20 protein-coding genes are annotated in these 19,580 nt (G+C 60.5%); 6 read left to right on the forward strand and 14 right to left on the reverse strand.

Annotation, left to right across the window (positions count from 1 at the left end; all coding sequences use genetic code 11):
- Positions 1-252: 252 nt before the first annotated feature.
- The 7 genes from astA to ACIOVB_RS15950 form a co-directional block, all read right to left on the reverse strand.
- Entirely contained in the window at positions 253-1,287 is a 1,035-nt protein-coding gene (astA, locus tag ACIOVB_RS15920) for an arginine N-succinyltransferase (protein ID WP_401269191.1), read from the reverse strand.
- Between the two features lie 61 nt (positions 1,288-1,348).
- Positions 1,349-2,365, reverse strand: coding sequence for an arginine N-succinyltransferase (locus ACIOVB_RS15925; RefSeq protein WP_401269194.1), 1,017 nt, complete (start codon positions 2,363-2,365; stop codon positions 1,349-1,351).
- A 117-nt stretch (positions 2,366-2,482) separates the two neighbouring features.
- Positions 2,483-3,832 carry an APC family permease gene (locus ACIOVB_RS15930; RefSeq protein WP_401269197.1) on the reverse strand — a complete coding sequence of 450 codons (1,350 nt, stop codon included), beginning with the start codon at positions 3,830-3,832 and terminating at the stop codon, positions 2,483-2,485.
- A 91-nt stretch (positions 3,833-3,923) separates the two neighbouring features.
- Complete coding sequence (locus tag ACIOVB_RS15935; protein ID WP_401269200.1) at positions 3,924-4,676, reverse strand: N-formylglutamate amidohydrolase; 753 nt, start codon at positions 4,674-4,676, stop codon at positions 3,924-3,926.
- Positions 4,660-5,991 (reverse strand): glutamine synthetase, encoded by a 1,332-nt coding sequence (locus tag ACIOVB_RS15940; RefSeq protein ID WP_401269202.1) that lies wholly within the window; start codon positions 5,989-5,991, stop codon positions 4,660-4,662. The genes ACIOVB_RS15935 and ACIOVB_RS15940 overlap by 17 nt, the downstream gene beginning before the upstream one ends.
- Positions 5,988-6,632, reverse strand: coding sequence for an isochorismatase family cysteine hydrolase (locus tag ACIOVB_RS15945; RefSeq protein ID WP_401269205.1), 645 nt, complete (start codon positions 6,630-6,632; stop codon positions 5,988-5,990). The genes ACIOVB_RS15940 and ACIOVB_RS15945 overlap by 4 nt, the downstream gene beginning before the upstream one ends.
- Before the next feature lie 2 nt (positions 6,633-6,634).
- Positions 6,635-7,489 (reverse strand): MurR/RpiR family transcriptional regulator, encoded by an 855-nt coding sequence (locus tag ACIOVB_RS15950; protein ID WP_187677072.1) that lies wholly within the window; start codon positions 7,487-7,489, stop codon positions 6,635-6,637.
- 330 nt (positions 7,490-7,819) lie between these two features.
- Between ACIOVB_RS15950 and ACIOVB_RS15955 the strand changes: the two genes are divergently transcribed.
- Both ACIOVB_RS15955 and cobF read left to right on the forward strand, forming a co-directional pair.
- Positions 7,820-8,389 (forward strand): histidine phosphatase family protein, encoded by a 570-nt coding sequence (locus ACIOVB_RS15955; protein ID WP_401269208.1) that lies wholly within the window; start codon positions 7,820-7,822, stop codon positions 8,387-8,389.
- Entirely contained in the window at positions 8,389-9,150 is a 762-nt protein-coding gene (gene cobF, locus ACIOVB_RS15960; protein WP_401269211.1) for a precorrin-6A synthase (deacetylating), read from the forward strand. Before ACIOVB_RS15955 ends, cobF begins: the two co-directional genes overlap by 1 nt.
- A 108-nt stretch (positions 9,151-9,258) precedes the next feature.
- On the opposite strand, the gene ACIOVB_RS15965 is transcribed toward cobF, so the two are convergent.
- Genes ACIOVB_RS15965 through ACIOVB_RS15975 form a run of 3 tightly spaced genes read right to left on the reverse strand, consistent with a single transcriptional unit; the run spans position 9,259 to position 11,840 of the window.
- A complete protein-coding gene (locus tag ACIOVB_RS15965) occupies positions 9,259-10,440 on the reverse strand; it encodes an acetyl-CoA C-acetyltransferase (protein ID WP_401269213.1) in 1,182 nt (393 codons plus the stop codon).
- 11 nt (positions 10,441-10,451) lie between these two features.
- Positions 10,452-11,117 (reverse strand): CoA transferase subunit B, encoded by a 666-nt coding sequence (locus ACIOVB_RS15970; protein ID WP_221733818.1) that lies wholly within the window; start codon positions 11,115-11,117, stop codon positions 10,452-10,454.
- Between the two features lie 24 nt (positions 11,118-11,141).
- Positions 11,142-11,840 (reverse strand): CoA transferase subunit A, encoded by a 699-nt coding sequence (locus ACIOVB_RS15975; RefSeq protein WP_401269215.1) that lies wholly within the window; start codon positions 11,838-11,840, stop codon positions 11,142-11,144.
- A 231-nt stretch (positions 11,841-12,071) separates the two neighbouring features.
- On the opposite strand from ACIOVB_RS15975, the gene ACIOVB_RS15980 reads away from it, so the two are divergent.
- Positions 12,072-12,947 carry a LysR family transcriptional regulator gene (locus ACIOVB_RS15980; protein WP_187677078.1) on the forward strand — a complete coding sequence of 292 codons (876 nt, stop codon included), beginning with the start codon at positions 12,072-12,074 and terminating at the stop codon, positions 12,945-12,947.
- A 24-nt stretch (positions 12,948-12,971) separates the two neighbouring features.
- Here ACIOVB_RS15980 and ACIOVB_RS15985 read toward each other — a convergent pair whose 3' ends face one another.
- Both ACIOVB_RS15985 and ACIOVB_RS15990 read right to left on the reverse strand, forming a co-directional pair.
- On the reverse strand, positions 12,972-13,814 hold the full coding sequence (locus ACIOVB_RS15985) for an NAD-dependent protein deacetylase (protein ID WP_401269217.1): 843 nt from the start codon (positions 13,812-13,814) through the stop codon (positions 12,972-12,974).
- Between the two features lie 54 nt (positions 13,815-13,868).
- Positions 13,869-14,915: a class I SAM-dependent methyltransferase gene (locus ACIOVB_RS15990; RefSeq protein WP_401269219.1), complete on the reverse strand. Its 1,047-nt coding sequence runs from the start codon at positions 14,913-14,915 to the stop codon at positions 13,869-13,871.
- A gap of 406 nt (positions 14,916-15,321) precedes the next feature.
- Between ACIOVB_RS15990 and ACIOVB_RS15995 the strand changes: the two genes are divergently transcribed.
- Both ACIOVB_RS15995 and ACIOVB_RS16000 read left to right on the forward strand, forming a co-directional pair.
- Positions 15,322-16,161, forward strand: a complete 840-nt coding sequence (locus ACIOVB_RS15995; RefSeq protein WP_401269221.1) for a DUF692 domain-containing protein — start codon at positions 15,322-15,324, stop codon at positions 16,159-16,161.
- A complete protein-coding gene (locus ACIOVB_RS16000; protein ID WP_401269224.1) occupies positions 16,154-16,897 on the forward strand; it encodes a DUF2063 domain-containing protein in 744 nt (247 codons plus the stop codon). Before ACIOVB_RS15995 ends, ACIOVB_RS16000 begins: the two co-directional genes overlap by 8 nt.
- Before the next feature lie 60 nt (positions 16,898-16,957).
- Here the strand turns inward: ACIOVB_RS16000 and ACIOVB_RS16005 are convergent, their stop codons facing one another.
- Both ACIOVB_RS16005 and ACIOVB_RS16010 read right to left on the reverse strand, forming a co-directional pair.
- A complete protein-coding gene (locus tag ACIOVB_RS16005) occupies positions 16,958-18,265 on the reverse strand; it encodes a sensor histidine kinase (RefSeq protein WP_401269226.1) in 1,308 nt (435 codons plus the stop codon).
- Entirely contained in the window at positions 18,262-19,002 is a 741-nt protein-coding gene (locus ACIOVB_RS16010) for a response regulator (RefSeq protein ID WP_187677084.1), read from the reverse strand. Before ACIOVB_RS16010 ends, ACIOVB_RS16005 begins: the two co-directional genes overlap by 4 nt.
- A 306-nt stretch (positions 19,003-19,308) precedes the next feature.
- On the opposite strand from ACIOVB_RS16010, the gene ACIOVB_RS16015 reads away from it, so the two are divergent.
- Complete coding sequence (locus ACIOVB_RS16015; RefSeq protein ID WP_187677085.1) at positions 19,309-19,572, forward strand: DUF2790 domain-containing protein; 264 nt, start codon at positions 19,309-19,311, stop codon at positions 19,570-19,572.
- Positions 19,573-19,580 lie beyond the last annotated feature (8 nt).

The raw sequence follows: 19,580 nt of genomic DNA on the forward strand, positions 1-19,580 counted from the left end.
ACGAATTTGCGAGGGTAGAGGTTGATGATGAATAAAGTGCTGAAAGGATTAACCTGTAATGAAGGGTTTGCCTGTCTGAGAGGACCCGACTGTGGCGAGGGGATTTATCCCCGATCGGCTGCGCAGCAGTCGCAAAACCGGTGCATGCGGTATGCCTGAAAGGAAGCGGTGTTGGCTTTTTTTGGGTCCGCTTCGCAGCCCATCGGGGATAAATCCCCTCGCCACAGTTGGATCTCCTCCATATAGGGGGGATCAGGCAGCCACGGCCTGCTGCTGTTGATTGGGCAACATCACCGCCCGCACCGAATTGCCCGGTTGCAGTTGCAGGCGCTTGGCCGTGAGGCGGTCGATCACCAAGCTGCTGCCGACCCGGCGAGCGCGGGCGACGGTGATGCGGCAGTTTTCCAAGCGGCGGTTATGGATCAGCCACAGCGGCGCCTGTTCGTCCGGGGTGCCGAGGCTAAGGGCCAACTCAAGGCTGTCGCGCACCGTGCGAATATTGCGGATTGGCGCTTCGATCACCGGCCCACCGTCGAAAATGTCGATATAGCCTTTGTGGGTGAAACCCTCGGCCTGGAGGATTTTCAGCGCCGGTTCGGTATTGGGGTGCGCCTGACCGATGGCGGCTTGCGCCTGTTCGGTGAGCATGCAGGTGTACAGCGGCTGGCGCGGCATCAATTCGGCGATGAACGATTTGTTGCCCAGCCCCGACAGGTGATCGGCGTGACTGAAGTCCATCTGGAAGAAGTGTCGGCCGAGACTGTCCCAGAACGGCGAGCAACCCAGCTCATCGGCACTGCCGCGCAGTTCGGCGATCATCTTCTCGCCAAACAGATGAGGGAACTCAGCGACGAACAGCAAACGCCCCAACGACAACAAGCGGCCGTTGCTGCCGTGGCGATGGTTATGGCCCAGAAACAACGAGCACAACTCCGATTGGCCGGTCAGTTCGTTATTGAGGAACAGCGTCGGGATCTGCCGTTGAATGCCCAGGTCCGGGGCCGAACTCACCGTCAGCCCAACCCGATAGTTGTACCAGGGCTCGCGCAAACCAACCGCGCCGGCCATTGCGCTGACACCCACCACGCGCATGTCATCGTCTTCGAGCACAAACAGATAGTCGGCATCGGCACGTTCCACCTGCTCGGCGAACGCCCGTTGCGCCCATCGCACCCGGTGGGACAGGCGATCTTCGTTGGCCGGCAGGGTGGTGAACCCCGGGCCTGCCTGCTGTACCAACGTCATCAACGCGGGCAGGTCGCTGACTTTAACCGGGCGGACAATCATGCTGTAACTCCTTCTTCGCGCCTGTTCGGGCACTGTCGTTGGGTGCGGAACCGGGCGCGGTTCACAGGGCAATCAGCCGGATCGGGCTGTCATCGGTCACGTTCAGCGCCGCACACATTGCAGGGGTGAGGGACAGCGGTTGATCGGGGTGGTAATCGAGTTCGGCGACGATGGCCCGGAAGCCATGCAGCGCATCGTTGCTCAGCAGATAACGGCTGCGTGCATCAATGTGCGGTTGTTGCTGCGCCTGTGCAGTCCGGCTTTGAGCGACTGAACGGATGTTCGCGGTGCGTGCGTACAACGTCGGGCCAGCGTCGAACAAGTCAATGTAGCTGTTGGTTTCGAAGCCTTCGCGCTCAAGAATGTCGAAGGCTTCCTGGCCATCCGGGTGTATACGGCCGATACAGTCCTGCGCCGCTTGCGGCAGCATCGGCACGTAGATCGGGTATTGCGGCATCAGTTCGGCGAGGAACGCGCGGCTCTGCAACCCGCACAGGCGCTCGGCCTCGGCGTAGGGCAGGTCGAAGAAGTGTTTGCCCAGCGCATCCCAGAACGGCGAATGACCGTTCTCGTCGCTGTAACCGACGATTTCGGTAATCACTGCTTCGGCGAAGCGCTGCGCATGGGCCGCGATGAACAGCAGGCGCGCCCGCGAGAGCAATTCGGAAAACGGCGTTCGCACCAGCGCTGCGTCGATGTGGAAACCACGCAACAGGGTGTGATCGTTCAGGTCGTGGCACAACGAAAGCGCCGGCACGCCGTGCTCGATATTCAGCTCCCGCGAGGCACTGGTGAAATGGCGATTGCGCAGGCTGTAGAACGGCTCGCCAAAACCGGCCTTGGCGAGGATCTCCGAACAACCGACCAGCCGCTGACTGTCGGAATCTTCCAGCACGAAGAAATAGTTCTCCGGGCCGTGGGCCGCGGCTTCGCTGTCAAATGAAGCACAGGAGCCAGCGATTTTCTCGCGCAAACGCTCGCTGTCGTCCGGTAGGGAGGTCACGCCCACCAGACTGTCGCGGGCCAATTGTTGGAGCTGGGGCAGGTCATTCTGCTCGACTGGGCGTAAGACCAGCATGGATGTACTCCTGTATCAAAAGGTTCGGCGAATCACCGAACCTGACTATCACTGTCGGTTTCCACGCGTTAAAGCGGCGGTCGCCTGATTTGTTGTCAGACGCCGCTCTTTTTCTTGTCAGCCGTTGCTCGGGTCAGGCAGCGCGGTACTGGCGCCGAACTTGTTGAGGAAAAACAGGTACACCAGGCCCAGACCAATCCAGATCAGGCCGAGTTTCTGCGCATCGACGCCCATGTTGTACATGATGGCCGCGACGATGATGAAGCCGATCACCGGGCAGATCAGATGACGCACGACCTGACCGGATTTTTGCCGACGCCAGTAGTAGTTGATCACGGTCAGGTGCAGCAGCATGAAACCGCTTAGCGCGCCGAAGTTCACCAGCGAGGTCAGGGTGTCGACCGAGTTGATAAACAGGTAGCAGATCACCAGCGACAGCACCGCCACCAGATAAATGCTCAGGTACGGGGTGTTGTGTTTCGGATGCACTTTGGCCAGCACTTTCGGCAACTTGCCGTCGCGGGCCATGCCGAACAGCAGGCGCGAGACAGCGGCTTGCGAAGTGATCGCCACCGCCACGCCCCAGGCCAGCGCAGTCGCTACAGCGGTCAGGGTCGCCAGCCAACTGCCAGCGGCGATTTCGGCAATTTCATAGAACGCGGTGTCGGCGGATTTGAAGCCCATGCCCGCTGCCAGATCAGTAGCAATCCAGGTCTGCGCAACGAAGATCACACCCATCACCATCAAGGTGATCAGAGCGGCTTTGCCGACGCTGCGGCCCGGGTCGCCCTTGATCTCTTCGGCGAGGGTGGAAATCGCGTCGAAGCCGAGGAACGACAGCACCGCAATCGACACCGCTTGCATCAGCAAGGCGAAATTGAAGGTTTCCGGGTGATACAGCGGCGCCAGAGTCAGCTCGCCGTTACCGCCACCGTTGTGCAGGGCGTTCCAGGCGTAGAACAGGAAGATGCCCAGCACCACCAGTTGCGCCAGCAGGAAAATGATGTTCATCCGCGCGGTGAAGGTGATGCCGCGCAGGTTGACGAAAGTCGCGCTGACGAGGAACGCCAGAATGAAGCCGACTTTCGGAATGTCCGGATACAAATGGTTGAGCGCCATCGCCGCATACACATACAGCAGCGGTGGTATCAGCAGGTAATCGAGCAGCATCAGCCAACCGGCGATGAAGCCGACGTGTTGATTGAGGCCGCGTTGCGCGTAGGAATACACCGAGCCTGCGATCGGAAAAGCCTTGGCCATGCTGCCGTAGCTCAACGCCGTGAACAGCATCGCCACCATGCCGATGATGTACGCCAGCGGCACCATTCCCGGTGCCTCGGCATTCACGTAGCCATACACGCCGAACGGGGCGATGGGGATCATGAAAATCATCCCGTACACCACCAGATCCGTGAGCGTGAGGCTACGTTTCAACTCTTGCTTGTAGCCGAATTCTTCAATTTCCATGAAGCGCAACTCCTTGTCAGCCATCGATTGTCTTTTAGTTCTTCTATCGGTAATCCGTTACAGCATCAGCAGTCTTTACAGGCGTCTTTCCTTACAGCAATGGCGCGAGGTATCCAGCCCAGCGCGAGACGGCCTCCGGGCTTTGCAGCAAGTCGTTGCGCACCTCGATCAACACCGACTCCAGGCCGCGGGCGTCACCGTGCACTGGCACGGTCATGTCGCCCAGCGGATCTATCTTGTACGGCTGGTTGCCCGCGACTTTCAGCGGAAGCTCTTCGAGGCCGTCGAGCAGCCGTTGTGCATACGCCTTGGCCTGACCAAACAACACGCCGATTTCCAGCGGGCGCGGCTGGCCGTAATACACCGGGGTGAAACTGTGAATCCCGACCACCCGCACCGGTTGACCCTTGGCGATGCGTTCGTCGATCAGCGTCTGCAACTGTGTGTGAAACGGCTTGAACAGCGTCTGGCGCCGGTATTCGCGGGTGGCTTCGTCCAGCTCGCGGTTGCCCGGCACTTGGTAAATCTCGCTCTGCGCCGGAATGCTGTCAGGCGCATGCCGTGGTCGATTCAGATCAATCAGCAGCCGCGAATAGTTGGCGCTCAACAGCGTCGCGCCGAGGGTTTCCGACAATTGCTCGGCCAGTTGCAGCGCGCCGATGTCCCAGGCGATGTGCTCGCGCGCGGCGGCATCGTCCAGACCCAAGTTGTTCAGGGCCTCGGGGATGTAGCGACTGGCGTGCTCGCACACCAGAATCACCGGGTGCGTCGAGTCAGCGCGGCTCAGGTTGTAGACCGGTCGGGTGTACAACCCCAGCTCGGCGGATTCAGTACAGGCGTGCATAGTGCTCACACAGGTCAGCGGGCGAGAGCTGTTCCGTCAGCGCCAGTTCCTCGGTTTTCAGGGCGTGGTAAGTATCGAGCAACGGCTTGGGCAGCCATTCATTGAAGGCGCCACTGTTGCGCAGGCAATCCAGTGCCTGGGCCAGCGAGAGGGGCAGGGCAACGATGCCCCGCGCCTTGCGTTGCTCGTCGTTAAGTGAGTCGGGAATCTCATCGGTGATCGCGTTCAGCGCCAGACGCTGTTCGATGCCCAGGCGTCCGGCGATCAGCAGCGCAGCCATGGCCAGGTGCGGCGAGGCGGTGGCGTCCATGGCGCGGAATTCGAGGTTGAACTGCGTGGCCACGGATTTGCCGCCCAGCGTCACCGTCGGGCAGATGCGCAGCGCCGCTTCACGGTTCTGCTGGCCCAGGCAGGCGTAGGACGCGCTCCAGTGGTGGGGCTGCAAGCGCTCATACGAGACCGGGGTCGGTGCGGTGAACGCACACAGCGCCGGCAAGTAATGCAGGATGCCCGCCGCCCAATGCTGGCCGAGGGTCGACAGACCATTGCTGGTGCCCGCGTCGTAGAGCATTGGCTGGCCGGCCAGATCAAGCAGGCTGACGTGCAGGTGTACCCCGTTGCACACCGCGTTCTCGGCGGTTTTCGGCGCGAAGCTCAGGTCGAGGGCCATTTGCCGGGCAATCTCGCGGGTAATCTCGCGCACGTTCACTGCGCGGTCCGCCGCTGCCACGCCGAGGGTTGGACGGCAGGTGATTTCGTATTGATGCTTGCCGTATTCCGGCAGGAACATTTCCGGCTCGACGCCGCCGGCGCGCAGTGCGGCGAGCAGCCAGCCGCCGAATTCGGCACCTTGACGCTGCGCTTCGAGGGAAAACGCCAGGTGTTCGGCAAAACCTGCGTGCAGGTTGAATTCGTGTTCGAACGCGGCGTTGACCTGCAACCCCAACGCGTCGCGGTAGCGCTCGATTTCATCACGCAACAACGTGCGCGGGCAGGCACCCCATGGGCGGCCGTCGGTTTCGCGGATATCGCCGTGAATGAAATCCAGCGCTGGTGCATCGGCATCCGGCCCGTTGCTGACGGTGACGCGGCTGCTCAGATCGGGAATCAGGCGCAAGTCACCATAAGCGCCCCACGGGTTGGTCGAGGCAATGATGTCTTGGGGCGTCAACGCGCTGTTGGCCGGCACCCAGCCGCAACCGGCGGCCTGGTAATGCTCAAGTTCATCGGTGGGGAACGAGCGGCCACGGGTGATGCCGATCAGGTCAGTGGTGACGATGGTGGTCATCGGCAGCGGCGTCAGGCGTGCGCTCATGGCTGCATCTCCTGCAACCGAGCGAGCACGGTATCGGTGTCGGTGATCCAGCAGTAACCCTTGATCGCATTCAGGCAGGCGTGATGCCGGGCTTCGTTGTAGGTGGCGCAGGCGTCTTCGACCAGGGTCACCAGATAACCACGGTCGGCGGCGTCGCGCACGGCCATGTCGACGCATTGGTCGGTGACGATGCCGGCGATGATCAGGTGGCGGGTTTCGAGGTTGCGCAGCACGTAGTCGATGTTGGTCGAGTTGAAGACCCCGGACGAGGTTTTCGGCAGGACGATTTCGTTTTCCACCGGGGTCAGGTCTTCAATGATTCGCGCCTGCGCGCTGCCCTTGGGCAGGTGCATGTCTGACAGCTTGTGATCCAGCGAGCGGTCGCGGCCATCAGCGGTCAGGCTTTCGATAATGGTGTGCAGGACGTTCTGCCGCGCCTGACGAAAGGCACTGAGCAACCGGCGTTGATTGGGCACCACCTGCATGTGCGCGCGGGTCAGGAAATACTCGCCGTCCGGGCCGTTCAGGTGCGGGTCGAACTGCGGTTCGAGCCAGGCACGCTGCATGTCGACCAGCAGCAAAGCGGTATGGTCGGTGACAAACGGCAAGTCCCGCGGCGAGCGGTGGGGAAGGCTGAACATCCTTATTTATCCTCCAGCAGGTGGGTGTTGAAGTCGTTGCGCAGGGCGTCGATGCCTTCCAGGCGATCGGCCAGATTTTCAGTGCGCAGGGTCAGACAGGCGATCAGTGCTTCGACCTGAGCCAGCGCCGGGACCATGGTGTCGAACGGCGAAGCCGATTCCACCGGGGCGCTGATGATCAGATCAGCCAGTTCGCGCAGCGGCGAGGCGTAGATGTCGGTGAACAGCACCACGCGTGCGTTGCTGTTTTTCGCGGCACTGGCGACGCGCAGGGCCTGGGTTTGATAACGGCGGTAGTCAAACACCAACACCACGTCCTGGCGTTGCAGATCGAACAGGCGATCGGGCAGTTGCGCGTTGTCCTCCAGTGCAAAGCAACCGGGCCGCAGCAGGCGCAAGTGATTGAGCAGGTAAGTCGCCATCAGGCTGCTGAAACGGCCGCCGAAGCAGTACACCTGATGTCGGCCGTCGAGCAGCCAGTCGGTGAGGATGCGCACGTCTTCGGGTTGGGTCAGCGATAGGGTTTCAACCAGCAGGCGGTGGCTGTCGCCCAGATAGTGGCTCCAGGCGTCATCCTTTTGCTGCTGCGCGCGTGGCTGCAGCAGGGTGCGCGGCGAGCGCAGGCGATGGTCCATGTCGCTGAGCAGGGCGTCCTGGAATTCGGCATAACCGCCGAAACCGAGTTTTTTCACCAGCCTGACGATGGTCGGATCGCTGACGCCGGCATGTTCGGCCAGTCGCGCCATGGGCCCCAGCCCATTGCGTGGGTACTGATCAAGCAGGGCGCGAACAACTTTGCGCTCCGACGGCGTAAGGTCGAGGCCGGGGTCGGTGATCAGGTCTCTGAGAGGGGGCATCCTGGCTCCTGCTGGATGGGTGTGTCGAATTCGTTTCACAATCCGTTAAAACAGTATTTATGTAACGGACGCTACATGTCTAGCGATTTTTTTGCCGTGTTGAAAAGGCCCTAAAATGGGGCGAGATGCCCGTGTAACAAGGGCTACATTGAGGTCGACATGTCTTGTAGTCCATTGCCCATTGTGGTGTCAGATATCGCCGCTTTTTCGCCATCGCTGAGTGACACTTCGCGGCATCGGCCAGTCCGGAAGCCTCGGTTTACGGCACAATGGCCAACATATCGGCAATGCGCCGTTGAATTTTGATGTCCCTCGACCGAGTGATTGATTGTGCAAACCAGCCGTTTGACATTGATATGCCATGCACGAACCGTCGCACAAAAATTGGCGCGTTTTCCTACGAGTGAGCCTGTTGAAAATATTGGCTTGGCCTCTGAGGCGCTGGCTACGCGTTTCCAACCTCCGCGGCGTTTGATCTGCGGACCGGAGTTGCGCACCCGGCAGACGGCGGCGTGGTTCGGCGCGGATGCTCAAGTCGATGAGGCGCTGCGCGATTGTGATTGGGGACAGTGGCACGGCCAATCGATCAAGGATCTGCAAAGCACACAGGAAGCGGCGTTGCGCACCTGGCTGGAAGATCCCCACGCCACGCCCCACGGTGGTGAGTCGGTTGCGCAGCTTTGTGAACGGGTGGCAGCGTGGCTGGTCAGTTTGCAAGCCACGCCGGGCCATGTCGTGGCGGTCACCCATCCGTTCATCATCCGCGCCGCGCTGATGCAGATGATGCGCGGTTCGGCCTTTCATGACATTGATGTCGAGCCGTTATCGGTTGTCGAATTGCGCTTCACGGGGCGCTGGCGGCTACGCTTGCCCGGTCTCGACGCTGCAGGAGCGCACTGATGAAACAACTGCTGGTGATCGGCATCGGTGCCGGCAATCCGGACTACATCACGATGCAGGCGGTGAAAGCGCTGAATCGGGTGGATGTTTTTTTTCTGATGGATAAAGGCGCGAGCAAGGACCAACTGATCGACCTGCGTCGCGAGATCTGTGAGCGCTACATTACGGATCCCATGTATCGCTTCGTCCAAGCCCACAGCCCGGAGCGCGAGCGTGGCGATGTGGACTACACCGCCAGCGTCGATGATCTGAATCGCGCCAAACAGCAAACCTTCGAACGGCTGATCAATGACGAAATGTCTGACGGCGAGTGCGGCGGTTTTCTGGTGTGGGGCGATCCGGCGCTGTACGACAGCACCATTCGTATCCTCCAGGCGATTCTGGCGTCAGGCCGCTGTGCCTTCGAATTTGAGGTGATCCCCGGGATTACCAGCGTTCAGGCGTTGGCCGCGCAGCACAAGGTGCCGCTGAATACGATTGGCCGCTCGATAGAAATCACCACAGGCCGGCGGCTGGCGGCGGGGCAGGTGAGTGATGCCGACAGTCTGGTGGTGATGCTCGACGCCGAAGATTCCTACCACCATGTGGCTGATCCGCAGACAGAGATTTACTGGGGGGCCTATCTGGGCACGCCGGATGAGATTTTGATCAGCGGCAAACTCGGGGAGGTGGCGGATGAGATCGAGCGGGTGCGCAAGGCTGCGCGGGCTGAGCATGGGTGGATCATGGATACTTATTTGCTGCGCAAGCCATATTCGTGAACGACACAATCCTCTGTAGGTAAGCAGGTAAGCAGGTAAGCAGGTAAGCAGGTAAGCAGGTAGACAGCGGGCGGATGTCGTGGATCCGCTCGCTGTCTGTATTGCTCTTTATCCGCGTTGCAGCGCCAGGGCGACGCCTTGGCCACCACCGATGCACAGGGTCGCCAGACCCTTTTTCGCATCACGCTTGATCATTTCGTGCAGCAGGGTCACCAGCACCCGGCAGCCCGACGCGCCGATCGGGTGACCCAAAGCGATAGCGCCACCGTTGACGTTGACCTTGTCCAGATCCCATTGCAGATCCTTGGCCACGGCCAGCGATTGTGCGGCGAAGGCTTCGTTGGCTTCGATCAGATCGAGCTGGCCAATCGACCAGCCAGCCTTGTCCAGGCAGCGACGAGTGGCCGAGACCGGGCCGATGCCCATGATCGCCGGGTCGACGCCCGCGTTGGCGTAAGCGGCGATAGTGGCCAGCACTGGCAGGCCCAGCGCCTTGGCTTTCTCGGCGCTCATCAGGATCACAGCGGCGGCGCCGTCGTTCAGCGAGGAAGCATTGCCGGCAGTGACACTGCCATCCTTTTTGAAAGCCGGGCGCAGTTTGGCCAGAGATTCGGCGGTGGTAGCGCCGCGCGGTTGCTCGTCAACCTTGAACGCAACCGGGTCGCCTTTGCGCTGCGGAATCAGGATCGGGGTGATTTCATCGACGAAGCGACCGGCCTCGATGGCAGCGGCGGCTTTTTGCTGTGAAGCAGCAGCGAAGGTGTCCTGCTGTTCACGGGTGATTTCGTACTTGTCGACAAGATTTTCGGCAGTGATACCCATGTGGTAATCGTTGAACGCATCCCACAGGCCGTCGCTGATCATGGTGTCGACGATTTGCGCGTGACCCATGCGCAGACCGGTGCGCGCACCCGGCATCACGTAGTTGGACAGGCTCATGTTTTCCTGGCCGCCGGCGATGATCACGTCAGCGTCGCCGCAGCGGATCGCCTGGGCGCCAAGGTGCAGGGCTTTCAGACCCGAGCCGCAGACCTTGTTCAGGGTCATGGCCGGTACGGCGTGGGGCAGGCCAGCCTTGATTGCGGCCTGACGCGCCGGGTTCTGGCCGGCGCCGGCAGTCAATACCTGGCCCATGATCACTTCATCGACCTGAGCACCGTCCAGACCGGTCTGCTCGAGCAACTGGCGGATCACCGCCGCGCCCAGATCGACTGCGGATACCGAGGCCAGCGCACCCTGGAAACTGCCGATCGCGGTACGCGTGGCGGCAACAATGACGACGTCTTGCATTTTCGAATTCCTCACTGGGCAGCGAACTGCATTTCCGGTACGTGATCAGGCACGATCAGTTTGCCGGCGGTTTTGGCCACAATCTCTTCAACGCTGACGCCCGGTGCGCGCTCTTTGAGAATGAACGCGCCGTTCTCGATTTCGAGATAGGCGAGGTCGGTCAGCACACGCTTGATGCACCCGGCGCCGGTCAGCGGCAGGCTGCACTTGGATAACAGTTTGGACTCACCATCCTTGGATGCGTGGGTCATGATAACGATGATGTTGTCGGCGCCAGCCACCAGATCCATCGCGCCGCCCATGCCCTTGACCAGTTTGCCGGGGATCATCCACGAGGCGATGTTGCCTTCGACGTCCACTTCAAACGCGCCGAGCACGGTCAGGTCGACATGGCCGCCGCGAATCATCGCAAAGGATTCGGCGGAGGAGAAGATCGACGCGCCAATGCGCGCGGTCACCGTCTGTTTGCCGGCGTTGATCATGTCGGCATCGATGGTTTCTTCCGTCGGAAAAGGACCCATGCCGAGCAGGCCGTTTTCCGATTGCAGCATGACTTCCATGCCTTCGGGGATGTAGTTGGCGACCAGGGTCGGAATGCCGATACCGAGGTTCACGTAATAGCCGTCCTGCATTTCGCGGGCGACGCGCTGAGCCATTTGTTCGCGGGAAAGTGCCATGTTTTTATTCTCCGTCAGCCTGAATTATTTGCGGATGGTGCGCTGTTCGATGCGTTTTTCGAACGTGCCGCAAATGACCCGGTCGACGTAGATGCCCGGGGTGTGGATGTGTGCCGGGTCCAATTCGCCGGGTTCGACGATTTCTTCGACTTCGACCACGGTGATCTTGCCGGCGGTGGCGGCCAGCGGATTGAAGTTCTGCGCAGTGTGACGGTAGATGACGTTACCGAAGTGGTCGGCTTTCCAGCCTTTGACGATGGCGAAGTCGCCGGTGATGGATTCTTCCATCAGGTACTTGCGACCTTTGAACTCACGCACTTCTTTACCTTCGGCGACCGGAGTGCCGACGCCGGTGGCAGTGAAGAAGGCCGGGATGCCGGCGCCACCAGCGCGCATTTTCTCGGCGAGGGTGCCTTGCGGGGTCAGGATGACTTCGATTTCGCCTTTGAGCAGTTGCTCTTCGAACAACTTGTTTTCGCCGACGTAAGAGGCGACGACCTTGCTGATCTGGCGGTCGGTCAGCAGTACGCCAAGACCGAAACCGTCGACGCCGCAGTTGTTGGAAACCACGGTGAGGTCGCGGGTGCCTTTGCGCTTGATCTCGGCGATCAGGTTTTCCGGAATGCCGCACAGACCGAAGCCGCCGGCGATGACGGTCATGCCGTCTTCCAGCCCGGCGAGGGCTTCCTCGTAGGAACTCACGCGCTTGTCGAAACCTGCCATATGCACCTCTTTTATTATTTGCGGGCGGCTGGCTAGCCGAATGGTTGGAGTGTCGCGCCGGTGGATATATTTGTTAAGTTGATTTTTAAGGTTGATTGATAGATAAAACTCAACAATCCATATCGATTCACTGTAGGAGCTGCCGAAGGCTGCGATCTTTTGGTTTTTGTTTTTCAAGATCAAAAGATCGCAGCCTTCGGCAGCTCCTACATTAAAGGGCGTACAGCATTCATGACCATCAAACAGATCCGCGCCTTTCTCGCCGTGGCCCAAAGCCTGAGTTTCGCCGTGGCCTGCGAGCGGTTGCACCTGTCGCAATCGGCGCTGAGCCTGACCATCAAGGCATTGGAAGAGGGCTTGGGCGGGCGCCTCTTCAGCCGCAACACCCGCAACGTCGCGTTGACCGCCGAGGGTGAATCCCTGCTGCCGCTGGCCCGACGCCTGATCGCCGACTGGGACAACGCCGAGGACGAAATGCGCCAGCGCTTCAGCCTGCAACGCGGGCGGGTGACGCTGGCGGCGATGCCGTCGTTTGCCGGTAATCTGCTGCCGCCGATTCTCAAGACTTTCCGCGCGCGCTATCCGAACGTCAACGTGACGGTGAATGACGTGATCAACGAGCAAGTGCTGGAAATGGTTCGCGACCGACAGGTGGAGTTGGGCGTGGCGTTCGAGCCGATGCAGAACACCTCGATGACCTTCACGCCTCTTTATATGGATCGCTTTGTGGCGGTGGTGCCGCAGGATTCACCGCTGGCGGATCTTGCCGAAATAGATTGGCAAACCTTGTTGCAGGAACCGTTCATCACCTTGCAACGACCGTCGACGGTGCGGGTGATGCTCGAAGAACACTTGCAGGCCCGGGGCATGAAGCTGCCCGTGGAATTTGAAAGTCATCAACTGGCGACGGTCGGGCGGATGGTTGCCAGTGGGCTGGGCGTCAGTGCGGTGCCGGCATTGTGTGCCGAGCAGATGCAGGAACTGGGTGCGCGATGCCTGACGTTGAATGATTCGGTAGAGCGGGCGATTGGTGTGCTGACCGAGCCGGGCAATGAACTGTCGGCGGCGGCGCAGGCGTTGTTCGATATCCTCAAAGCCGAACATTGATCCCTCCTACAGGGATTTATGTGCTCAGCAGGTCAGGCGTTGCGCTAACAGCGGCAACAACGCTTCGCAAGACCCCTCAATCTTTAAATCCAGCAAATCATCCGCACGGGTCTTGCCCAGATTGATCGCAATCAACGGCTTGCCACGATCCGCGATCACCCGGCACAGGCGAAACGCCGAATAGGCCATCAACGACGACCCCACCACCAGCATCCCCGCCGCATTTTCCGCCGCCGCCATGGCCCGGGCCGCCGTGGGTTGCGCGACGTTTTCGCCGAAAAACACCACATCCGGTTTCATCCGCTCACCGCCGCAATGCGGGCATTGCGGCACCTGAAACCGCGCTTCGAACGCCGGGTCGAGCAGGGTATCGCCGTCCGGTGCCTGTACTGCGTCGACGCCGGCCAGATACGGATTGTGCATTTCCATCAAGCGCTGAATTGCATCGCGCTCACTGCGCTGACCGCAATCCAGGCACAGCACGCGATGCAAACTGCCATGCAGTTCGATGACGTCGTGGCTGCCAGCCTGATCGTGCAAGGTGTCGACGTTTTGCGTGATCAAAGCGCTGATCCGCCCTTGGCTCTGCAAACCGGCCAGTGCCTCGTGTGCCGGATTCGGCCGCGCCTGACGCACCCGAGGCCAACCGAGCATCGCCCGCGCCCAATAACGACGACGTGATTCCGGGGCGGCGAGGAATTCCTGATACATCATTGGCTGCCGGCCTCGGCGCACACCGTCGCTGTCGCGGTAATCGGGAATGCCCGATGGCGTGCTGATGCCGGCGCCGGTCAGCACCAGAAAGTCACCATCGGCCATCGCCTGTTGCAGCGTGTCGAGGTGTTCGCGGATCGGGCTGTCGAGCATGGTCAGCGCTCCGGGGAAGACGGTGCCAGCAGGTTAGCACGCGATCCGCGCGACTTACTTGCGCGCCTCCAGAATCAGGTTGAACGGTGTTTGCGTGGCGCGTCGGAAGTGATTGAACCCCGCCTCGCTAAACACTTTGCGCAGACGTATTTCCCCCGCTTGTGCGCCGAGACCGAGGCCGACTTCCTGGGACAGTGAGTTCGGCGTGCAAATAAACGTCGACGCTGCGTAAAACAACCGTCCGACCGGGTTGATGTTGTCGTCCAGTGTGTCGTTGGCGAACGGCTCGACCAGCAACACCGTGCCGTCCTCTTTCAGCGAGTCGTAAGCGTGACGCGCCGCGCCGACCGGGTCGCCCATGTCGTGCAGGCAGTCGAAATAGCAGATCAGATCGTAGTCATCACCGGGGTAACTTTTCGCAGTACCCTGGAAAAACTTCGCCCGACTGCTGACGCCGCCTTCTTCGGCGCGTTGCGTGGCGACGGTGACCGACGGTGCGTGGTAGTCGTAGCCGACGAAGCGCGAGTTGGGAAACGCCTGGGCCATGATCACCGTCGAGGCACCGTGGCCGCAGCCGATGTCGGCAACTTTCGCGCCGTTTTCCAGTTTGGCGACGACGCCGTCCAGCGCCGGCAACCATTCGGCGATCAGGTGTCCTTTGTAGCCAGGGCGGAAAAACCGTTCGGTGCCGGTGAACATGCACGGATGGTGATCGCCCCAGGGCAGGGCACCGTTGCCGCGCATGGCTTTGACCAGTTTGTCCTTGTCATGGAAAAACGACGCCACCACGCCCAGTCCGCCGGCGACATACACCGGCGAGTCTTCGACGGCCAGCGCCAGCGCGTGCTCTTCTGGCAGGCGGAACTGGCCATCGTGGTGCTCCATGTAGCCGGAGGCGGCGTGGGCGCTGAGCCATTCACGCACCAGACGGGGGTTGCAGGTGGTTTTTGCGGCGAGGGCTTCGGGGCTGATCGGCTGACTGTCGGCCATCGCCCGGTACAAACCGAGTTCTTCGCCGACGATGACATTGGCCAGCATCGCCGCGCCGCCCATGTCGTTGACCAGTTTGCCCATGAATTCGTTGAGTCGGGACTCGTCCATCACATGTGCTCCTGAAACAGGATCACAGTCCGGCGGCGTAGAGGGTCGAGGCATGCGCCACCGGGCGGTGGTCATGGAAACGGGCAGGGCACAACTAAAGTCCTGCAGCCCCCTCGACTGGGTCATGAAAGAGTCTAGCCCCGTTTTTGCGACAAACACTGAGCAAAATGTGGGAGTGAGCCTGCTCGCGATAGCGTTGGGTCAGTCACTCCTGATTTGACTGAAATAACGCTATCGCGAGCAGGCTCACTCCTACAGGGATTTATGCCGATCAGGAGGGGGATGTATCGCTGTGTATCACGTTGGCTGGGGGATACACACGGCTGCATATATCGGGTTGCCTGAACACAGTGGCGATACAGCCGAAGGCTCAACTGGGCAGGCCAATTACCCGAGGTCAGCCCCCATGCAAACCCCTCAATCATCACCGCCACCCAGCGTCGGCCTGGGTCTGCGTCGTGGTCTGTTGAAAGACCTGCAAGCCGCACGCACCGGCGATTTCGACTTTCTTGAGGTCGCCCCGGAAAACTGGATCGGCGTCGGCGGTGCCAATGGCGCTGCGTTGCGCGAGCTGGCCGAGCGCTATCCGTTGTCCTGTCACGGATTGTCGCTGTCGCTTGGCGGGCCGGCGCCGCTGGACATCGGTTTTCTGCATGAAGTGCGAGTGTTTCTCGACCTTCACCACGTGCAGCATTACAGCGAACACCTGAGCTATTGCAGCGACGACGGCCATCTCTACGACTTGCTGCCACTGCCGTTCACGGAGGAAGCGGTGCACCATGTCGCCGCCCGCATCCGCCAATCCCAGGACATTCTGGGTCGGCGTCTGGCGGTAGAAAACGTCTCCTATTACGCCGCACCGCGTCAGGACATGGATGAAGTGACCTTCACCAACGCCGTTTTGCGCGAGGCTGATTGCGATCTGCTTTTGGACGTCAACAACGTCTACGTCAACTCGATCAACCACGGTTTCGATCCGCAGGATTTTCTGGCCCGGATCGAGCCGGGCAGGGTGGTTGGCATGCACGTGGCCGGGCATTTCGACGAGTCCGATACGCTGAAAATCGACACCCATGGCGCTTCGGTAAAACCGGTGGTGTGGTCGTTGCTGGCCGAGGCCTATGCCCGGTTCGGCGCACGGCCGACGCTGCTGGAGCGAGATTTCAGTTTCCCAGCATTTTCCGAACTGGTGGCGGAGCTGCAGACCATTCGCCACCTGCAAAAACAGGAGGTCAGCCGTGGATAATCTTTTACTGCAACAACAGGTGCTGACGCGCTATCTGCGTGATCCCGATCAACAGACACCTCCCCCCGAAATGAACGTCGCACGAGTCAACGTGTACCGCGATCTGGTGTTCAACAATCTCTCGCAATTGTTGGGTGGCACCTTTCCGGTGCTGATCCGGATTATCGGCGATCAGCGCTGGCGCACGCTGGTTCGTGGCTTTTTGCGTGATTACCGTGCGCAGACACCGAAATTCGGTGAGATTGCCGAGGAATTTGTCGATTACCTTTCGGCAGCCCCGGCAGTGTTGGGCAACTTCCCCCCGTTTGTGCTGGAACTGGCGCATTACGAGTGGGTGGAAATGGTCTTGCAGCAGTCCGACGCCATGCCCTTGCCGTTCACGGATGCGACATTGTTGCTGGAGCGGCCGTTACAGGTATCGGCATTGGCCTGGCCGTTGGCTTATACCTGGCCGGTGCAGTTGCTTGGGCCAGATCACCAGCCCTCGTCACCACCGGCACAACCGACACTGTTGCTGGTGCGGCGGGAGGCGGATTTCGCTGTGAAGTTCTCTGAGTTGAGTCCGCTGGCCTGGCGGTTGTTGCAGCGCATTGGTGAGTTGCCGCAATTGACCGGGCGTGAGCAGTTGCAAGGATTGGCGCAAGAGGCAGAACAGTTTGCTGACGCGTTGTTCATGGATAACGGCTTGGCGCTGTTGCAGCAAATGCATGAAGACGGCGCCATCGGCATTCTTTAAATCACCTTAAAACACTGTGGGAGCGAGCAAGCTCGCTCCCACAGGTTTATTGCAGTGATCTCAAGATTGCAGCGGTATCCGCAGCTCCGCACACAAGCCACCACCCTCACGGTTGCTCAGGGTCAGCGAACCACCCAACGCCATCGCCAGTTGCTGGGCAATGGCCAGTCCCAGCCCTGTGCCACCGGTATCGCGGTTGCGCGAGTTTTCCACGCGGTAGAACGGTTCCATCACCTGCGTAAGTTCCGCTTCGGCAATGCCCGGGCCGCGATCCATGACGGTGATCGACAAGCTGCCCTTGTTCGCCTCGACCCACACCTCAGCGGCACCGGCGAACTTCAGGGCGTTGTCGGTCAGGTTGACCAGCACCCGGCGCAACGCGTGCGGGCGGGTGTCGACCACCACCGCACTCTTGCCGACCAGTTGCACGTCCTTGTCCATGTCCTGATAGTCGAACACCAGGCTCTCGAGGAATGAATCCATGTTGGTACGCCGGCTCTCTTCGGTCGAGCCATGGATGCTGCGGGCGTAGGCGACGCCTTCGCGCACCAGGTGTTCCATCTCGCCGAGGTCGTTGCACAGTTTGTCCCGTTCCGCCGAATCGTCCATGAACTCGGCGCGCAGCTTCATCCGCGTGATGGGGGTTTGCAGGTCGTGGGAGATCGCCGCCAGCAGTTGCATGCGTTCTTTGAGGTAGGCGGCGATACGCGCCTGCATCGCGTTGAAGGCACGGGCGGCGTAGATCACCTCGTTCGGGCCTGTCTCGTCCAGATGGATCGGGTGGGCGTTGGGGTCAAGGGTTTCGACAGCGTTCGCCAGGCGCGTGAGCGGGCGGATGGCGATGCGCACTGCCAGCCAAGTGCAGGCGATCATCAGCGCCAATTGGCCGAGCAGCACCACCGGCAACCAAGGCGACAGCGGTACCATCGCCGGACGCACGTCGATGGTCACCGGGCTGCCGTCGCTCAGGCGCAAATGGCCCTGAAAGTGTTTTTTCGGACCGGGAATGTCGGTGAAGGTCAGGGGGTATTTTTCGCCGATGGCTTCAGTGATCGAAGTGACCGCAACGGGCACATCGGCAGGCTTGATCGGCGTACCGCGGTCACCTTCGCTCAGTAGATAACCGTAGTTTTTCCGCGCCAGACGCTTGAGCCAGGCCGGGCGCTCTTCGGAGGGCAAGCGATCAAGGATCGCAATCGAGGTCGAGACGTCGGTTTCCAGATTGCCCAGCATCGTGTCTTTCGCACTCTGGTAACGCTCGTAATACTGCGCACCGAACGACAGCGCCTGGGCGAGGATCAGCCCTACCAGAAAAATCAGCGACACCCGCGAGGCGAGGGTGCGCGGCCAGTGCAGATTGATGTTCATGCCGTGGCACCGAGGATCTCGACCGGCAGTGAGAACACATAACCTTCGCTGCGCACGGTCTTGATGTACGCCGGTTCACGGGCGTCATCCAGCAGGCGCTGGCGCAGACGGCTGACCAGCAGATCAATCGAACGATCGAACAGGTCGGCGTCACGGCCCTGGGTCAGGTTGAGCAATTGATCGCGGCTGAGTACCCGTTGCGGATGATCGAGAAATACCCGCAGCAAGCGATATTCGGCGCCACTCAGCGCCACCATGGTGCCGTCCTTGTCCAGGAGGTGGCGGGCCGAGGTGTCCAGTTGCCAACGACCGAACGCCAGCAATCGACCGGCTTCGGTGACCACCAGATTCGGCGGCAGCATTCGCGTGCGGCGCAGCACGGCGTTGATCCGCGCCAGCAATTCACGGGCGGCGAAGGGTTTGGTCAGGTAGTCGTCGGCGCCCATTTCCAGGCCGATGATCCGATCGGTTTCATCGTTGCGGGCGGTCAGCATCAAGACCGGCGTGGCTTTGTGCTTGCCGACGCGCAGCTCGCGGCACAACTGCAGGCCATCGTCGCCGGGCATCATGATGTCGAGCACGATCAGGTCGACGGTATTGGATTCGAGAAAACTGCGCATCTGCCGGCCATCAGCAACGACCGTAGTGCGCAGGCCGTTTTTCTTCAGGTAATTGCCGACCAGTTCGCGGATCTCGCGGTCGTCGTCGACGATCAGGATGTGATCGACATGTTCCATGGGGCCAGACCTCTAGCAAAGTGGAGATGACGTGCAGTCTATAGAGCCTGCAACGGCTCGCCTGCCTGCCTTTGTATTGCAGTGTATCTGCCGTGACGACCGATACACGGAGACGCAAAAACACGATTTTTTCAGGGCTTTGTATCGCTGTGTATCCCCCGGTGGCAAGGATACACAACCATTTAAACCCGCCGCTTCCCGACACATGCGGGATACCTCGCGAGCTTTAAATGAGCTCCATCGAGGCACACCAGACAGCCTCGGCTCAATCAACGATCTATCCATTGAAGCCTTGAGGAAAACACCATGAACAACAAATCCGTAATCGCCGCTTGTCTGTTCGCCGCCCTGAACATCTGCACCCTGTCGGCCCGCGCCGAAGCGGATGTCGCCGCGCAAACCTACACCTACGGCACCCATCTGGATATCCAGAAAGTGATCTCGCTGACACAGGACAACTCGGTGACCTGCGGCATCGTCGATGCGCAAATGACCTACCTGGATTCGGCCGGCAAAACCCGAGTCCTCGATTACAGCAAATTCGCTGACGGCTGCAACAACGACAACTGAGTCATCAC

Source organism: Pseudomonas sp. NPDC087639, assembly GCF_044743385.1.
GTDB lineage: Bacteria > Pseudomonadota > Gammaproteobacteria > Pseudomonadales > Pseudomonadaceae > Aquipseudomonas.

Bases quoted from the DNA above. Each gene is read 5' to 3' on its own strand.
- ACIOVB_RS15940 (WP_401269202.1), bottom strand. From the start codon at position 5,991: ATGAGCGCACGCCTGACGCCGCTGCCGATGACCACCATCGTCACCACT.
- ACIOVB_RS15975 (WP_401269215.1), bottom strand. From the start codon at position 11,840: ATGGCAGGTTTCGACAAGCGCGTGAGTTCCTACGAGGAAGCCCTCGCC.
- ACIOVB_RS15970 (WP_221733818.1), bottom strand. From the start codon at position 11,117: ATGGCACTTTCCCGCGAACAAATGGCTCAGCGCGTCGCCCGCGAAATG.
- ACIOVB_RS16010 (WP_187677084.1), bottom strand. From the start codon at position 19,002: ATGGAACATGTCGATCACATCCTGATCGTCGACGACGACCGCGAGATC.
- ACIOVB_RS15935 (WP_401269200.1), bottom strand. From the start codon at position 4,676: ATGCACGCCTGTACTGAATCCGCCGAGCTGGGGTTGTACACCCGACCG.
- cobF (WP_401269211.1), top strand. From the start codon at position 8,389: ATGAAACAACTGCTGGTGATCGGCATCGGTGCCGGCAATCCGGACTAC.
- ACIOVB_RS15930 (WP_401269197.1), bottom strand. From the start codon at position 3,832: ATGGAAATTGAAGAATTCGGCTACAAGCAAGAGTTGAAACGTAGCCTC.
- astA (WP_401269191.1), bottom strand. From the start codon at position 1,287: ATGATTGTCCGCCCGGTTAAAGTCAGCGACCTGCCCGCGTTGATGACG.
- ACIOVB_RS15925 (WP_401269194.1), bottom strand. From the start codon at position 2,365: ATGCTGGTCTTACGCCCAGTCGAGCAGAATGACCTGCCCCAGCTCCAA.
- ACIOVB_RS15990 (WP_401269219.1), bottom strand. From the start codon at position 14,915: ATGGACGAGTCCCGACTCAACGAATTCATGGGCAAACTGGTCAACGAC.
- ACIOVB_RS15950 (WP_187677072.1), bottom strand. From the start codon at position 7,489: ATGCCCCCTCTCAGAGACCTGATCACCGACCCCGGCCTCGACCTTACG.
- ACIOVB_RS16005 (WP_401269226.1), bottom strand. From the start codon at position 18,265: ATGAACATCAATCTGCACTGGCCGCGCACCCTCGCCTCGCGGGTGTCG.
- ACIOVB_RS15965 (WP_401269213.1), bottom strand. From the start codon at position 10,440: ATGCAAGACGTCGTCATTGTTGCCGCCACGCGTACCGCGATCGGCAGT.
- ACIOVB_RS16015 (WP_187677085.1), top strand. From the start codon at position 19,309: ATGAACAACAAATCCGTAATCGCCGCTTGTCTGTTCGCCGCCCTGAAC.
- ACIOVB_RS15995 (WP_401269221.1), top strand. From the start codon at position 15,322: ATGCAAACCCCTCAATCATCACCGCCACCCAGCGTCGGCCTGGGTCTG.
- ACIOVB_RS15945 (WP_401269205.1), bottom strand. From the start codon at position 6,632: ATGTTCAGCCTTCCCCACCGCTCGCCGCGGGACTTGCCGTTTGTCACC.
- ACIOVB_RS15980 (WP_187677078.1), top strand. From the start codon at position 12,072: ATGACCATCAAACAGATCCGCGCCTTTCTCGCCGTGGCCCAAAGCCTG.
- ACIOVB_RS15985 (WP_401269217.1), bottom strand. From the start codon at position 13,814: ATGCTCGACAGCCCGATCCGCGAACACCTCGACACGCTGCAACAGGCG.